The following is a 15,660-nucleotide window of genomic DNA, read 5'->3' on the forward strand; positions in this document are numbered from 1 at the left end:
AGAGAAACACCCCCTTGCCTGAGATTGGGGCGATGTTAGGCAAGGGGGCTTAATGCGGAGGTGGCTTAACTCTGGGCTTCTCGAATCATGTTGCGAGAGATGATCACCTGTTGGATTTGGGTGGTGCCTTCATAGAGTCGGAAAAGGCGTACATCGCGATAGAATCGCTCAACGGCGTATTCGCTGATATAGCCGGCTCCGCCATGAATCTGTACCCCACGATCTGCTACGCGGCTGCACATTTCAGTGGCGAACATTTTGGCACAGGAGGCCTCGGTGCTGACGTTCTGGCCTTCATCCCGCTTGCGTGCGGCATCCAGCACCATGCACTTGGCGGCATAGATCTCAGCCTTGGAGTCTGCCAGCATTCCCTGGATCAGCTGGAATTCAGCGATGGGCTTGCCGAATTGCTTGCGTTCCATAGCGAAGCGAAGGGAGTCCTCCAGAACACGCTCGGCTGCGCCCACCGCGATGGCGGCAATATGCAGGCGCCCTTATCCAGCACTTTCATTGCAGTCTTGAAGCCGACACCTTCCTGCTCGCCAATCAGAGCGCTTTCCGGAACCCGGACATTGTCAAAGATGACATCTGCAGTGTGAGCCCCCTTCTGGCCCATCTTCTTATCGCACTTCCCAATCGTGATGCCCGATGTGTTGGCATCTACGATGAAGGCGCTGATACCTTTGGCACCTTTGATGTCCGGGTTGGTGCGCGCCATGACGGTGAAGATGCCGGCATGCGGCGCGTTGGTGATGTAGCGCTTTGTGCCATTGATAATGTATTCATTCCCATCCTTTACAGCAGTCGTCCTTAATGATGCCGCATCGGACCCCGAATCCGGTTCAGTCAGGCAGAAAGAGCTGAGAATCTCACCGCTGGCCAGGCGTGGCAGGTAGCGGGATTTCTGCTCGTCTGTGCCGTCGAGAAGAATGCCAATTGAACCGATACCGTTGTTGGTCCCGATGAAGGAGCGGAAAGCAGGGGAGGTTCTGCCAAGCTCGAAGGCAATGTTGACTTCTTCCTCCATTGTGACTCCGAGGCCACCAAACTCCTCGGGAATAGTAAGCCCAAACATTCCCATATCGCGCATTTGCGCTACGATGTCGTCAGGAATTTGGTCAGTTTCGGCGACTTCTTCCTCTCGTGGAATAAGCTCTTCGTTGACAAAGCTACGAATAGAGTCAAGAAGAATCTGCATTGTTTCCTGGTCGCGAATCATGATCTCATCTCGCTGATATAGTGGTTGCTGGTCAGTTTTTATCTCGCTGTTTACGAGATTTGGGTATTGATATCATTCACCATCTGTACCAGCCGGGGTCCAATAAATTCTTCAAGTTTCTCGCGAGAAACCTGGAATTCGGGGCCTCCGCAGTTGAACGCGAGCACCCCTAGCTGCGGGTGGTTCAAGGGAACCGCAACCGCATTGACTTTTTTCTGCCAATCGCCCATCGACAGGCAGTAGCCATATTCTGCGTACTCTTTGAAGGCGCCATCCAGTGCTCTGCGAATGTCTGGCCATTCGTCGGGATGGCTCTGCTGTATATGCTCCATGATCACCTCGGCTTCTTCTTGAGGCATAGCGGCCAGGCAGGCGCGACCGGCCGAGCTTTGGTGAATCGGGAGGCGTGTTCCGATCTGGCGGCGAATGGTGGAGCGTAGGGCGCTCTGGACAACGTCCAGGTAGACCATGTCTAAACGGTCACGTGCCGACATCGCCACGGTGGCGCCGACTTCATCGGCGAGGTTCACCATCAAGGGCTGGGCAACCGAGCGAATCGGGAGATTGGAGATCATGGAGTAGCCGAAGGACATCACGCCTACGTCCAGTTGATACTTCCCGCGCGGCAGCGGACGAAGATAGCCGAGCCTGGCGAGGGTGTGGGTCAGCCGGCTCACTGTGGGGCGTGGCAGCCCTGTCTTTCTAGCCAGATCGAGGTTGCTGAGCATGCTATCCCGTGGGGTGAAGCAGCGTAGCAGCTCCAACCCCCGTGCCAGCGATGTCACGAACTGTCGATCCTTCTCCTGCTCTTCCATCGCATGGGTAGGGTCTAGCACGATCTGGAAGTCGCTCTGGCTGTCTTTTTTCTTCACTGAATCCTCGCTCCCGTGGCGGATAGCAGTCATGAAAGTTTGCGCGCACTGTCTCTGTGATGTCAACTCTGCAATCTAAAAGACCGCTTGGCGGACATCTATAAGGGCTGTCATGTCCATCGGGTCGACATCCTCGCTGTTTCTCAAGCCCTCCCCAAAACCACAAGGCGGCGTAAAGCGCGCGCAGCGATGTCGTTGACAGCTTTCTGCCAACCTGTGTAGGTTAACGAGTATAGCAAAATAAATGTCCGCATAACGATCATTTTACTGTGAGGTGGTGCATGAACGACAAGCAGCAGCCCGCCGAGGTATATCTCGCCTCGCTCGACGAAGGGGTGGCGGTGGTTCGCATCGATCGACCATCCGCCAAGAATGCCCTCAACGGCGCCGTTAGGCGTCAGCTCGCCGAACTGTTCTCGTCCCTGGCCCGGCGTGATGACGTGCGGGCTATCGTGCTGACGGGAGGGGAGCAGGTGTTTGTGGCCGGTGCTGACGTCAAGGAGTTTGCCACGGCGTCGCCCACCGAGATGCATTTGCGCCACAACGAGCGGTTCTGGGAGCCCATTGCGCACTGCCCCAAGCCGGTCATTGCTGCGGTCAATGGCTTCGCTCTGGGCGGCGGCTGTGAGCTTGCCATGCACTGCGACATCATCGTGGCCGGCGAGTCCGCCCGGTTCGGGCAACCTGAAGTCAAACTTGGCCTGATGCCCGGCGCTGGAGGGACCCAACGCCTGGTACGCGCGGTGGGTAAGTTCCAGGCGATGCGCATGCTGATGACCGGCTGCATGGTACCGGCGCCTGATGCACTGCGTATGGGGCTAGTCAGCGAGGTCGTCCCCGATGAGCAGACGCTCGAGCGTGCCAAGGCATTGGCTCAGGAAATTGCCCATCTGCCGGCCTTGGCCGTGGAGCAGATCAAGGAGACCGTACTCGCCGGTGCCGACCTGCCGCTTGAGAGTGCGCTAGTCCTCGAGCGGAAGGCCTTCCAGATGCTGTTCGACACCAAGGATCAGAAGGAAGGGGCTGCCGCCTTCATCGAGAAGCGCAAACCGACCTATCGGGGGTCATGATGGCAGGACAAGTGAATCGGCTGGGGATCGTCGGCACTGGTGTGATGGGCGCAGGGATCGCTCAGATAGCAGCTCAGGCCGGTCTCGAGGTCGCGCTGTTCGACAAGCGTGACGGGGCTGCCAGCGCCGCACGTGATGGCCTGCAGGCGACATTCGACAAACTGGTGAGCAAGGGCAAGCTCTCTCGTGAGTCTGCCGAGGAGGCCTTGGCCCATCTTTCCGTCGTCGAGTCGATGACGGCCCTGGCGGATTGCGACCTGGTCATCGAGGCAATCGTCGAGGATCTTGGCATCAAGCAGGCCCTGTTCTCCGAGCTGGAGGCAATCGTGGCCCGCGATTGCATTCTGGTGACCAATACCTCGTCGCTTTCGGTCACGGCTATTGGCGCGGATCTGGCCTGCCCCGACCGGCTTGCCGGCTTCCACTTCTTCAACCCCGTGCCGCTGATGAAGGTCATCGAGGTGATCGGGGGGATCGATACCGACGAGACCGTTATCGACACCCTGCTGAATTTGGCAGACCGGCTCGGGCACACTGGCGTGCGTGCCCAGGATACCCCTGGTTTCATCGTCAACCATGCAGGACGCGCTTACAGCACCGAAGGGTTGAAGATTCTTGAGGAGCGGGTAGCGCCACCGGAGGATATCGATCGGATTCTTCGCGAGGAGGCCGGGTTCCGGATGGGCCCGCTCGAGCTTTTTGATCTGACCGGCTTGGATGTCTCGCATCCTGCGATGGAGTCGATCTTCGAACAGTTCTATCACGATCCGCGTTATCGACCTTCCTCTATCTCTCGGCAGATGCTTAAGGGTAAGCGACTGGGACGCAAGACAGGGGTTGGCTTCTATCGTTATGAGGCAGGCAGGAAAATTGAGGCATTGACGCCACAGCCGGTGCCGTGTGTCAGCGAGCTACCGCCGGTCTGGGTGGGGTGTGAGGATGCCGACCTGCGTGCAGACGTTGCGACGCTGCTGGAGTCACTCGGCGGGCGAGTGGAGCCCACAGACTCACCCTCTGAACAGGCGCTCTGCTTGTTGCTCCCCTTGGGTGATGATGCCGTGAGTGCGAGTCAGCACTTCGGCGTCGACCCCGAACGCACACTCTGCCTCGATGTCCTTCTTGGGCTTGAGCGTCATCGCACCCTGATGATGACGCCAGTCACTCGACCGGAGATGCGTGACGCGGCTCATGCGCTGCTGGCATCGGATGGTAGCGGAGTGACGGTCATTCGTGACAGTGCTGGATTTGTCTCGCAGCGTGTGCTGGCGTCAGTGGTCAATTTGGCCTGCGAAATTGCTCAGCGTGAAATCGCTACTCCTGTCGATATCGATAATGCCGTCAGGCTGGGACTCAACTACCCCCATGGCCCGTTGGCATGGGGGGATGCGCTGGGCTCGAAGCGCGTGCTTTGTATATTGGAACGTATCTACGCCTTAACGGGTGATCCACGTTATCGGCCAAGCCTTTGGTTGCGCCGTCGCGCCACCCTTGGGGTTTCACTGTTGCACGTAGCGCCAAGTGGCCGATGACATTGGAGACACATCATGTTGGTAGAAGTGGAGAGAGTGCTATGGGTGCACTAACGGGAATTAGGGTACTAGACTTGAGTCGTGTGCTGGCTGGCCCCTGGTGCAGCCAGGTGCTGGCTGATCTTGGTGCGGATGTCGTCAAGGTAGAACGTGTTGGCAGAGGGGATGATACTCGAGCTTGGGGCCCTCCCTATATGAAGGATGCTCAAGGGAACGAGACGCAGGAAGCCTCATACTACCAGTCCACTAACCGAAACAAGCGCTCTGTGGCTATTGATATTGCCACCAAGAAAGGCCAAGAAGTTATCCGTGCGTTGGCCGCAGAGAGCGATGTACTCATCGAAAACTTCAAGGCAGGATCATTGAAGAAGTATGGGCTTGATTATGAATCAATTTCCAAGCTCAACCCCAGGCTGGTGTATTGCTCCATTACAGGGTTCGGCCAGACGGGGCCTCGCGCGCAGGAGCCCGGCTATGATTTCATCATCCAGGGCATGGGAGGGTTGATGAGCATCACCGGGGAGCGTGATGGCGTCCCTGGTGGTGGCCCGCAGAAGGTGGGCGTGGCGGTCACCGACGTGATGACGGGGCTGTACTCGGTCGTTGCCATTCAGGCCGCGCTGCTGGCACGCGAGAAGACTGGCCGTGGTCAGTATTGCGATATGGCGTTGCTGGATGTGCAGGTGGCCGCACTCGGAAACCAGAGTCAGAACTATCTCAGCACCGGTGTTTCACCGGGGCGGTATGGTAATGCGCATGCCAATATCGTTCCTTATAACTCCTTTCATGCGAGCGACAAGGACTTCATCATCGCCTGTGGCAATGATTCACAGTTTTCGTCTTTATGTGACGCCATTGGATTGCCGGAGCTGTCCACTGACCCTCGGTTCTCGACAAACGAAAATCGCATCAGAAATCGGGATGCCATCACCCAGATTCTTTCGGATCATTTTAAACGTGATGCCGCTGAAGTGTGGGTAGAAAAAATTAGCAAGGCCAAGGTGCCGGTTGGAGTCATTAATGATATTGCCGATGCGCTTGCCGAACCTCAGGTGGATGCACGTGGTATGTTGGTTAACATACCCCATTCCATGAATCCTGATTTCAAGATGGTCGGCAGCCCGATTCATATGTCTGATACTCCGGTGGAGTACAAGAGGCCTGCGCCACTTCTTGGGCAGGATACTGATGATGTGCTGGCCGAATACCTGAATCTCTCCCCAGAGCAGTTGTCGCAACTCAAAGGCGACGGTGTGGTGGGTTAATTTTTCCAAGAGTCTTGAGCATTACTGAGGAGTGCTGATGAAAGTCCTCGTCGCTGTCAAACGTGTCATCGATTACAACGTGAAGATTCGGGTCAAGCCCGACCTCTCCGACGTCGACCTCACCAACGTCAAGATGGCCATGAACCCCTTCTGCGAGATCGCCGTGGAAGAGGCGGTGCGCCTGAAGGAAAAGGGCGTCGCCACCGAGGTGGTCGCCGTCACCGTCGGCCCCAAGGCCGCCCAGGAGCAGCTGCGCACCGCGCTCGCGCTGGGCGCCGACCGCGCCATTCACGTCGAGACCTACGAGCGGGTCGAGTCGCTGGGCGCCGCCAAGGCGCTGGCCAAGGTGGCCGAGGAGGAGCAGCCGGGCCTGGTGATCCTCGGCAAGCAGGCCATCGACACCGACAACAACCAGACCGGCCAGATGCTGGCGGCCCTCACCGGCCTGCCTCAAGGCACTTTCGCCTCCGAGGTGAAGGTCGAGGGGGAGAAGCTCCAGGTGACCCGCGAGGTCGACGGCGGCCTGCAGACCGTCGAGCTGAGCCTGCCCGCCATCGTCACCACCGACCTGCGCCTGAACGAGCCGCGCTATGCCAAGCTGCCGGACATCATGAAGGCCAAGAAGAAGCCGCTGGACGTCAAGACCCCGGCGGATCTCGGCGTCGAGGTGGCTCCAAGGTCAAGCTGCTCAAGGTCGAGCCGCCGGCCGAGCGCCAGGGCGGCGTCAAGGTGGGCTCCGTGGATGAGCTGGTCGATAAACTCAAGAACGAAGCCAAAGTGCTTTGATAGGAGCGGATCTCATGAGCATTCTGGTACTCGCAGAACATCACGACGGCGCCCTGGCCGGCGCCACCGCCCATGTGGTCGCCGCTGCCAAGGCCATTGGCGGTGATATCGACGTGCTGGTGGCAGGCGAAGGCGTCGCCGCCATCGCCGAGGCCGCCGCCAAGCTGGACGGCGTCTCCCGCGTCCGCGTGGCCGACCACGCCGCCTACGCCCACCTGCTGGCCGAGCCCACCGCGGCGCTGCTCAACGAGCTGGCCGGCGATTACACCCACCTGCTGGCGGCCGCCTCCACCACCGGCAAGAACGTGCTGCCCCGCGTCGCCGCCCTGCGCGACGTCGCCCAGATCTCCGAGATCATCGCGGTGGCGTCCCCGGACACCTTCAAGCGCCCGATCTACGCCGGCAACGCCATCGCCACCGTGCAGAGCGAGGACGCCCTCAAGGTGATCACCGTGCGCACCACCGGCTTCGATGCCTGCCCTGATAGAGGGACCGAGAGTGGCAGTGCCGCCGTCGAGGCGGTGGACTTCGTGGCCGGCAACGCCCAGTCCACCTTCCTCAAGGAGGAGCTGGCCAAGTCCGACCGCCCCGAGCTGGGTGCCGCCCGGGTGGTGATCTCCGGTGGCCGCGGCATGGGCAATGGCGAGAACTTCAAGCTGCTCGACGGCATCGCCGACAAGCTGGGCGCGGCCATCGGTGCCTCGCGCGCCGCGGTGGACGCCGGCTTCGTGCCCAACGACATGCAGGTGGGCCAGACCGGCAAGATCGTCGCGCCTGAGCTCTACATCGCCGTGGGTATCTCGGGTGCCATCCAGCACCTGGCCGGCATGAAGGACTCCAAGGTGATCGTCGCCATCAACAAGGACGAGGAGGCGCCGATCTTCCAGGTGGCCGACTATGGCTTGGTCGCCGACCTCTTCCAGGCGCTGCCGGAGCTTGAGGGGCGTCTCTAACCCTCCCGCAACCCCTGATCATCATGACGCCGAGGCCAAAAGCTCTCTCGGCTTGCCGGCGGGAAGGAGTCGAACTCTGACCCGTCGGCTTTATTCTTCGACAGTGGAACTTTTCATGACATCGGTAACCGAACGCGATTCGATGGACTTCGATGTGGTCATCGTCGGCGCCGGGCCTTCGGGGCTGGCCGCGGCGTGCCGGCTGATGCAGCAGGCCAATGCCGCCGAGCAGGAGCTCAGCGTCTGCGTGGTAGAGAAGGGCTCCGAGGTGGGCGCCCATATCCTCTCCGGCGCCGTCTTCGAGCCCCGCGCCCTGGCCGAGCTCTTCCCCGACTGGGAGGAGCGCGGCGCGCCGCTGACCACCCCGGCGATCCGCGACGAGCTCTACCTGCTCAAGGATGCCGAGAAGGCGTTGACGCTGCCCAACGCCCTGGTGCCCAAGTCCATGCATAACACCGGCGGCGACATGCCCCGCTACGTGATCAGCGCCGGCAACCTCTGCCGCTGGCTGGCCGAGCAGGCCGAGGGCCTGGGCGTAGAAATCTTCCCGGGCTTCGCCGCCCAGGAGGCGATCGTCGAGGAGGGGGTGGTCAAGGGCATCCTGATCGGCGACATGGGCGTAGGCGCCGACGGCGAGCCCAAGGACAGCTACATGCCGGGCATGGAGCTGCGCGCCAAGTACACCCTCTTCGCCGAGGGCGCCCGCGGCCATATCGGCAAGCGCCTGATCCAGCAGTATGACCTGGCGGCCGGCCGCGACCCCCAGCACTACGGCATCGGCCTGAAGGAGCTGTGGGACATCCCCGCCGAGCAGCACGAGTCCGGCCTGGTGCTGCACGGCTCCGGCTGGCCGCTGGACAAGTCCACCCACGGCGGCTGGTTCCTCTACCACGCCGAGAACCAGCAGGTGGTGGTGGGCCTGATCATGGACCTCTCCTATCGCAACCCCTGGCTGTCGCCCTTCGACGAGTTCCAGCGCATGAAGCACCATCCGGTGCTGGCCAAGCACCTCGCGGGCGGCAAGCGCATCGCCTACGGCGCCCGCGCCATCACCAAGGGCGGCCTCAACTGCCTGCCGAAGATGACCTTCCCGGGTGGCCTCTTGATCGGCTGCGACGCCGGCACCTTGAACTTCGCCAAGATCAAGGGGCTGCACACCGCCATGAAGTCGGGCCTGGTGGCCGCCGAGGCGGTCTTCGAGGCCATCGCCGGCGGTGATGAAGGGGGACAGGAGCTGACCGCGTTTACCGAGAAGTGGGAGGCGAGCTGGGCCTACGCCGAGCTCAAGGAGAGCGCCAGCTTCGGCCCGGCGATCCACAAGTACGGCACCGTGGGCGGCGGCGCCTACAACTTCGTCAACCAGCTGCTAGGCGGCAGGCTGCCCAACGTCCACGACACCACGCCGGACCACGCGGCGCTGAAGCCCGCCGGCGAATTCGAGAAGATCGACTACCCCAAGCCCGACGGCAAGCTCTCCTTCGACAAGCTCTCCTCGGTGTTCCTGTCGAACACCAACCATGAGGAGGACCAGCCCTGCCACCTGCGCCTGGCGGACCCGGCGCTGCCGATCCGCGACAACCTGCCGACCTACGCCGAGCCCGCCCAGCGCTACTGCCCGGCCGGGGTCTACGAAGTGATCGAGGGGGACGACGGCAAGCCGCAGTTCCAGATCAACTTCCAGAACTGCGTGCACTGCAAGACCTGCGACATCAAGGACCCGGCCCAGAACATCACCTGGGTGGCGCCCGAGGGCGGCGGCGGGCCCAACTATCCCAATATGTGAACCTAAGTTTCTAATATGGAGCATGTTATGAGCGACGTATTCCTCTGCCATCCGCGGCGCAGCGCCGTGGGCCGCTTCGGCGGCACCCTTTCCAGCGTGCGCCCCGACGACCTGGCGGCCACCATCTTCAAGGCGGTGCTGGCCGAGACGCCGAATCTCGACCCTGCCGCCATCGAAGAGGTCTTCATGGGCTGCGCCAACCAGGCCGGCGAGGACAACCGCAGCGTGGCGCGCATGTCGCTGCTGCTGGCGGGCATGCCGGTATCCATCCCCGGCACCACCCTGAACCGCCTGTGCGGCTCCGGCATGGACGCGGTGGGCACCGCCTTTCGCGCCATCAAGGCCGGCGAGATGGACCTGGCGCTGGCCGGTGGCGTGGAGTCGATGTCCCGGGCGCCCTACGTGATGGGCAAGGCCGACGGTGCCTTCTCCCGGGGCCAGCAGATCGAGGACACCACCATCGGCTGGCGTTTCATCAACCCGCTGATGCAGAAGGCCTACGGCGTCGACTCGATGCCGGAGACCGCCGAGAACGTGGCCGAACAGTTCAAGATCTCCCGCGAGGACCAGGACGCCTTCGCCCTGCGCTCCCAGCAGAAGGCCGCTGCCGCACAAAATGCCGGCCGCTTCGCGCTGGAGATCACCGCCATCGAGATTCCGCGCCGCAAGCAGGAACCGCTGCGCTTCGACCAGGACGAGCACCTGCGTGCGACGACGCTCGAGAAGCTCGCCGGGCTACCGACGCCGTTCCGGGAAGGTGGCAGCGTCACCGCCGGCAACGCCTCCGGGGTCAACGACGGCGCCGCCGCCATGCTGGTGGCCAGTGCCGCCGCGGTGGAGCAGCACGGCCTCACCCCCATGGCGAAGATCCTCGGCATGGCCACCGCCGGCGTCGAGCCGCGCATCATGGGCATCGGCCCGGTGCCCGCGGTGCAGAAGCTGCTCGCGCGCACCGGCGTGTCGCTGGACGAGATCGACGTGATCGAGCTCAACGAGGCCTTCGCCGCCCAGGCGCTCGCCTGCCTGCGCGAGCTGGGGATCGCCGACGACGACCCGCGGGTCAACCCCAACGGCGGCGCCATCGCGCTGGGCCACCCGCTGGGCATGTCCGGGGCCCGCCTGCTGCTGACCGCGGCCCACGAGCTGCAGAAGAGCGGCAAGCGATACGCCCTGTGCACCATGTGTGTGGGCGTGGGTCAGGGCATTGCGACCTTGATCGAGAGGGTTTGAGGACCCGTCCTAGCATTCTGCTGGGGTCATGTGTTGTTGGCCACTACAAGCGAATGGGTCTGATGAGCTTGGTCACGAAGGTGGAGCGAGCCGTGACCCCATGAATGTCAAAGCAAAAAACCTTAAGTCAGGGAAGGGGTGGGTCGGGGGTTGCGACTAAAGTCGCATACCTGGCCTTCGGCATAGCAAAGTAGTCTACGGACTAAATGCGAATAAAAAGTCCGCATAGCGGTCATTTCAATTGTGAAGGAGCAAAATATGAATAAGCTGCTCAACGCACTCTGCGTGGCAACCTGTGGCGGCGCAGTGGCGCTGACGCTGGCCGTCTCCAGCGCTCAAGCATCGGAATGGCCTACTGGTGACGTCCGCTTGGTGGTGCCCTATGGGCCCGGCGGCACTACCGACGTTCTGTCGCGACGAGTGGCGGACCTGCTGAAGGATGAGATTGGTGCGAATGTGGTAGTAGAAAATCGTCCGGGTGCTGGCTCTACTGTGGCCACCGGCCGACTTGCCCGCGGTGGTCGTGATGCTGCTCACACTATCCTGATGGCTTCACCCGGCCACACCATTGGTGCTGCCATCTATCCCAACCTGGCCTACGACCCGGTTGAGGACTTTGTGTTTATCCAGAACATGCTGGATATCCCAAATGTCATGGTGGTTCCGGCCAACAGCCCGTACGAGAGCGTGGTGGAGTTCATCGAGGCCGCTCAAGACCAGAACATGTCATTCAGCAGTCCCGGTGTAGGCAGTTCTGTGCATATGTCTGGTGAGCTGTTCAAGACGCTGACAGGCTCGAATATGACAAACGTGCCATTTGCTGGCAGTGGCGCGGCGTTGCCGGCTCTGCTCGGTGGGGACGTCAATGTCTCCTTCGAGAACATGCCCACGGTATTCTCTCACATCCAGTCAGGTGACCTCAGGGCACTGGCTGTGACCTCCGAAGAGCGTTCGGAGTATCTCCCCGATGTGCCGACTTTGAAAGAGATCGGCGAGTATAATCTTGATCAGTTTGTCACCACCGCCTGGTTTGGTCTGATCGCTCACAGCTCCTTCCCTGACGAGGCTTTCGCCACGATGCAGGAAGCTCTCCAAAAAGTGATGGAGCGTGAGGAGTTCACCAGCTTCGTAGAGCAGCTGGGAGGGGAGAAGGGGACTGTTGCTGGCGACGATTTCAAGGCCTTTGTCGCTGATGAAGTGACCCGCTGGGATGGAGTGGCGGCGGAGGCTGGTATTCGCCAGGAGTAAGTCACTTTTCTGTCACGGCATGGTGGGGCGAGGGCACGTTGCCCTCGCCTCAGTGGTTTCCATGCGGAGTTTTTACACGTGAAAGGGTTTTTCCCGATGACGAAGTCTCACCCTTCCCACCGCATGCTGGTCAAAGATCCTCTGGATGTGGTCGCTGGAGTGCTGCTGCTGTGCTTTTCGCTACTGCTTTTATTGTATTTAATTCCAAACTACATTGGAGAGCCGCCCATTCTGCAGAATCCGATGATGTCGCCGCGCTGGCTGCCGACCATCGTGGGGTGGTTGCTCGTGGTATTTTCAGCCCTCATGATTATCCAAGGGGTATTTGTCGCTGACGATGGTGAGGATAGCGGGCGTCGCTTCGAGCGTGGTCCATGGTTACGTTTTGCGCTGATGGTGTTGGCACTAGTGGTATATGTTGGCTTGTTCGAGATGTTGGGCGCCATCATCAGCGGGATTCTCGCCACTCTGATCCTGTTTGTCGCCCACCCTGTGCGCACCTTGTGGGTCTATAGTCTGGCCGTTGCCTTCCCGGTAGGCGTATCGCTGTTGTTTACCGAGGTCATGAACGTTCCGCTTCCGATGCTGCCGTTCTGACTCGATGGCCATCCTCAAGATCTGGTGAGATATGGATAATATTACTGAAGTACTCCAGTTATTCCTTGCGACAGAGAACTTTATCGCGATAGCCGTAGGGGTGGTGGTCGGTGTCACCGTCGGCTCGATCCCCGGTCTTACCGCCACCATGGCGGTGGCCCTGGCACTACCCTTTACATTCTCCATGGAGCCGGTGGCCGCCATCCTGTTGCTTGTGGGGATTTATAAGGGGGGCATGTATGGCGGTTCGATTACCGCGATTCTGATCCGTACGCCGGGTTCGCCGGCATCGGCCTGTACACTGCTGGATGGCTATCCGCTTGCACAGCAGGGTAATGCGAAAAAAGCGCTGAAGATGGCGCTCTACTCCTCCGTCATTGCAGACTTTATCTCTAATATTGCGCTCATCTTCTTTGCCGCCTATCTGGCCAAGATAGCGCTCAACTTTGGTGCCCCAGAGTTTTTCTGGCTGATTTGCTTCTCACTGACCATCATTATATCGCTGGCCAGTGGCTCCATGATCAAGGGGCTGATTGCGGCCCTGCTGGGCATCCTGCTCTCATTGGTAGGGTTGGATTCAGTGTTTGGCTCTCAGCGGCTGACCTTTAATAATTATAACCTGATGGACAGTATCTCGTTCATTCCGCTGTTGATTGGGCTTTTTGCGATTCCTGAGATTATCGAATTCTACCGAAAGAAAGTGGTCCCGCACCTGCGCGCGAAGGCGAGCGGCGTCGGGGTGACAATGGCTGAGTTTAAGCGAAGCATCAAGAGCATTGTTCGTGGTAGCCTGATTGGCGTGGTGATTGGCGCTATTCCTGGGACAGGCGCTACCGCGGCAGCGTTCATCTCTTACAGTGATGCCAAGCGGCGTTCCCCCAATCGCGATAAGTTTGGGAAGGGAGAGGTGGAAGGTGTTGCCGCCTCAGAGGCGGGGAACAACGGCGTGGCTGGTGCCACCATGATTCCGCTGCTGTCGCTGGGTATTCCCGGTGACGTCATTACGGCCATTATCTTGGGTGCCTTCATGGTCCATGGCTTGACGCCGGGACCGATCCTGTTCCAGGAAAATCTCCCTCTGATCTATGCGCTGTTCCTGGGAATCATGCTGAGTTCAGTGATCTTGCTGTTCGTTGGTAACGCAGCAATTCGCTATTTTTCGCTGATTGCTGATATTCCCAAGGCGATTCTTTTTCCGATCGTGCTGATGTTCTGTGTGTATGGGGCATATGCGGTCAATAATGATACCTTCGATGTGTGGTTGATGCTGGCCTTTGGGCTGCTCGGCTATGTGTTCAATCGTACCGGGATACCAGCAGCTCCCTTCTTGATTGGCTTTATCCTGGGTCCGATGTTCGAAGATAATCTGCGACGCTCACTGCTGATTGGCTCCAATGACCTGTCGATCTTTGTGCGCGGTCCGATCACTTGGTTCTTTATTGCCCTAACGGTCGGCTCCATTTCGCTGGCCATCTATCGCTTCATTACGGCACGCAAAGAACCGAAACGAAGCGTAGATGAGTCCAGTACATGATGCCAAGGGCATAGTGCCCGTGATATTGCACCGGTCGGTGGGATCGACCGGTGCGTAAGGGAATCGAGCCGGCCACCATTTGAGGCCGGCTCTCCTGTTGCCAGGGAGGCTGATTGCCGGTGAAATTTTTTGGAAGAGATCTGGTTACAACCAAATGGACTAGTCACCTGCTTGCAGGTATTGTGGTGCTGGCAATTGCGCACATGTTGAGTGGCGCATTTATTAGGTTCATCGCATTGTAACTATTCAGGTGGCTGCGAATGGGGTATCGCCAACCAGCTGATTTTTCTGGCATAGTGTACAGCATCATTCGGCACACCTATGCGGTGATATGACCATCAGCGATATCAACGTCGACGAGGCCCTGGAGCGGGTCCGGCAGCAGCTCAAGGAAGACCAGACGGTCTCGCCGTCGCTGCGTGCGGCCATCGATGTCCTGATGCTGCTGGTCAAGCTGATGGCCGACCGACTGGCCACCAGCAGCCGCAACAGCAGCAAGCCACCGTCCCAGGACCCCAACCGCCAGCGCCGCACGCGCGCCAAAGGCGAGCGGCGCCCCGGCGGACAGCCAGGGCATGAGGGTAAGACGTTGGCGCCGGTGACGGACCCCGACGAGGTGGTCAAGCTCCGTGTCGATCGTCGGCAACTCCCCAAGGGGCGTTCTTACCGCCCGGTCGGCGTCGAAACGCGCCAAGTGCAGGACATCGTAATCCAGGCCGTGGTCACCGAATATCAGGCTGAGGTCCTCGAAGATGATCAGGGGCAACGCTACGTGGCGCCATTCCCCGAGGGCGTGACTCGCCCCATCCAGTATGGCCCTCGCCTCAAGGCGCATGTCGTCTATCTCTCCCAGTATCAGCTGTTGCCCTATGCGCGTATCCGCGAGTTGCTCACCTCGCAGTGCGGCCTGTCGCTGAGCACCGGCACCCTGTTCGCCTTCAACCAGGAGGCCTACCAGCGGGCCGAGGCGTTCGCCGAGTGGGTGATCCCGGCGCTACGTGAAGCAGCCACCGTCCATGCCGATGAAACCGGAATGCAGGTCGGTGGCAAACGCTACTGGCTACACAGCGCCTCCAACGAGGCCCTGACCTGGTTGGCCCCGCACCCCAAGCGCGGCCAGGAAGCGATGGACGCCATCGGCGTATTGCCCTTCGTGCGTGGCGTGCTGGTGCATGATCACTGGAAGCCCTACTACCGCTATCCGGATTGCCGGCACGCGCTCTGTAATGCGCACCACCTTCGGGAGCTGACAGCGGCCTGGGAGAACGATGGCCAGGCATGGGCCAAGGCCTTGCATGACCTGTTGTTGGAGATGCATCGCGCCGTGGAGGTGGCCGACGGCTGCCTCTCGGCCGATGAGACCCGAGCCTGGCGGCAGCGCTATCGAGATTGCCTAGCGAAAGGGGACGCCGAGTGCCCCCCGCCGATGAAACCGCCACCTGGAACGCGAGGCCGGGCCAAGCGCACCAAGTCGCGCAACCTCCTGGAACGCCTCACCAAGCGCCAGATCAACGCCCTGCTGGACTTCGCCTTCCTCGATAACCGCGAGAACCTGGTGTTCATCGGCCCGCCGG

The 15,660-nt window shown here is 60.4% G+C and carries 10 protein-coding genes and 3 pseudogenes; 11 read left to right on the forward strand and 2 right to left on the reverse strand.

The annotated features are described in order from the left end of the window. Positions 1 to 65: 65 nt before the first annotated feature. Together FDY98_RS25270 and FDY98_RS25275 are read right to left on the reverse strand one after the other, a co-directional pair. Positions 66 to 1,219 (reverse strand): annotated as a pseudogene (locus FDY98_RS25270) (acyl-CoA dehydrogenase family protein). 50 nt (positions 1,220 to 1,269) lie between these two features. After that, positions 1,270 to 2,034, reverse strand: a complete 765-nt coding sequence (locus tag FDY98_RS25275; protein ID WP_266100344.1) for an IclR family transcriptional regulator — start codon at positions 2,032 to 2,034, stop codon at positions 1,270 to 1,272. A 338-nt stretch (positions 2,035 to 2,372) separates the two neighbouring features. Here FDY98_RS25275 and FDY98_RS25280 point away from each other — a divergent pair, with 338 nt between their 5' ends. From FDY98_RS25280 to tnpC, 11 genes and pseudogenes are all read left to right on the forward strand, one after another. Then, positions 2,373 to 3,161 carry an enoyl-CoA hydratase gene (locus tag FDY98_RS25280; RefSeq protein ID WP_155706388.1) on the forward strand — a complete coding sequence of 263 codons (789 nt, stop codon included), beginning with the start codon at positions 2,373 to 2,375 and terminating at the stop codon, positions 3,159 to 3,161. Then, complete coding sequence (locus tag FDY98_RS25285) at positions 3,161 to 4,690, forward strand: 3-hydroxyacyl-CoA dehydrogenase (protein WP_155706389.1); 1,530 nt, start codon at positions 3,161 to 3,163, stop codon at positions 4,688 to 4,690. The genes FDY98_RS25280 and FDY98_RS25285 overlap by 1 nt, the downstream gene beginning before the upstream one ends. A gap of 41 nt (positions 4,691 to 4,731) precedes the next feature. Next, entirely contained in the window at positions 4,732 to 5,955 is a 1,224-nt protein-coding gene (locus FDY98_RS25290) for a CaiB/BaiF CoA transferase family protein (protein ID WP_155706390.1), read from the forward strand. A 37-nt stretch (positions 5,956 to 5,992) separates the two neighbouring features. Then, positions 5,993 to 6,741: pseudogene (locus FDY98_RS25295) on the forward strand (electron transfer flavoprotein subunit beta/FixA family protein). A gap of 14 nt (positions 6,742 to 6,755) precedes the next feature. Then, complete coding sequence (locus FDY98_RS25300) at positions 6,756 to 7,694, forward strand: electron transfer flavoprotein subunit alpha/FixB family protein (RefSeq protein WP_155706391.1); 939 nt, start codon at positions 6,756 to 6,758, stop codon at positions 7,692 to 7,694. Positions 7,695 to 7,809: 115 nt separating this feature from the next. Continuing rightward, positions 7,810 to 9,477, forward strand: a complete 1,668-nt coding sequence (locus FDY98_RS25305) for an electron transfer flavoprotein-ubiquinone oxidoreductase (protein ID WP_155706392.1) — start codon at positions 7,810 to 7,812, stop codon at positions 9,475 to 9,477. Between the two features lie 27 nt (positions 9,478 to 9,504). After that, complete coding sequence (gene pcaF / locus FDY98_RS25310; protein ID WP_155706393.1) at positions 9,505 to 10,707, forward strand: 3-oxoadipyl-CoA thiolase; 1,203 nt, start codon at positions 9,505 to 9,507, stop codon at positions 10,705 to 10,707. A 258-nt stretch (positions 10,708 to 10,965) separates the two neighbouring features. Further along, positions 10,966 to 11,955, forward strand: coding sequence for a Bug family tripartite tricarboxylate transporter substrate binding protein (locus FDY98_RS25315; RefSeq protein WP_119023468.1), 990 nt, complete (start codon positions 10,966 to 10,968; stop codon positions 11,953 to 11,955). A 96-nt stretch (positions 11,956 to 12,051) separates the two neighbouring features. Further along, a complete protein-coding gene (locus tag FDY98_RS25320) occupies positions 12,052 to 12,552 on the forward strand; it encodes a tripartite tricarboxylate transporter TctB family protein (RefSeq protein ID WP_155706394.1) in 501 nt (166 codons plus the stop codon). A 31-nt stretch (positions 12,553 to 12,583) separates the two neighbouring features. Next, positions 12,584 to 14,086 (forward strand): tripartite tricarboxylate transporter permease, encoded by a 1,503-nt coding sequence (locus FDY98_RS25325; protein ID WP_155706395.1) that lies wholly within the window; start codon positions 12,584 to 12,586, stop codon positions 14,084 to 14,086. A gap of 331 nt (positions 14,087 to 14,417) precedes the next feature. Beyond that, a pseudogene (gene tnpC, locus FDY98_RS26385) lies at positions 14,418 to 15,635 on the forward strand (IS66 family transposase); the annotation flags it as partial. Between the last annotated feature and the right edge of the window lie 25 nt (positions 15,636 to 15,660).

This window comes from Halomonas sp. PA16-9, from assembly GCF_009728585.1.
GTDB lineage: Bacteria > Pseudomonadota > Gammaproteobacteria > Pseudomonadales > Halomonadaceae > Vreelandella > Vreelandella titanicae.

Coding starts and splice junctions, on each gene's coding strand:
- FDY98_RS25290 (WP_155706390.1), top strand. CDS start 4,732: ATGGGTGCACTAACGGGAATTAGGGTACTAGACTTGAGTCGTGTGCTG.
- FDY98_RS25300 (WP_155706391.1), top strand. CDS start 6,756: ATGAGCATTCTGGTACTCGCAGAACATCACGACGGCGCCCTGGCCGGC.
- FDY98_RS25315 (WP_119023468.1), top strand. CDS start 10,966: ATGAATAAGCTGCTCAACGCACTCTGCGTGGCAACCTGTGGCGGCGCA.
- pcaF (WP_155706393.1), top strand. CDS start 9,505: ATGAGCGACGTATTCCTCTGCCATCCGCGGCGCAGCGCCGTGGGCCGC.
- FDY98_RS25305 (WP_155706392.1), top strand. CDS start 7,810: ATGACATCGGTAACCGAACGCGATTCGATGGACTTCGATGTGGTCATC.
- FDY98_RS25320 (WP_155706394.1), top strand. CDS start 12,052: ATGACGAAGTCTCACCCTTCCCACCGCATGCTGGTCAAAGATCCTCTG.
- FDY98_RS25280 (WP_155706388.1), top strand. CDS start 2,373: ATGAACGACAAGCAGCAGCCCGCCGAGGTATATCTCGCCTCGCTCGAC.
- FDY98_RS25275 (WP_266100344.1), bottom strand. CDS start 2,034: ATGGAAGAGCAGGAGAAGGATCGACAGTTCGTGACATCGCTGGCACGG.
- FDY98_RS25285 (WP_155706389.1), top strand. CDS start 3,161: ATGGCAGGACAAGTGAATCGGCTGGGGATCGTCGGCACTGGTGTGATG.
- FDY98_RS25325 (WP_155706395.1), top strand. CDS start 12,584: ATGGATAATATTACTGAAGTACTCCAGTTATTCCTTGCGACAGAGAAC.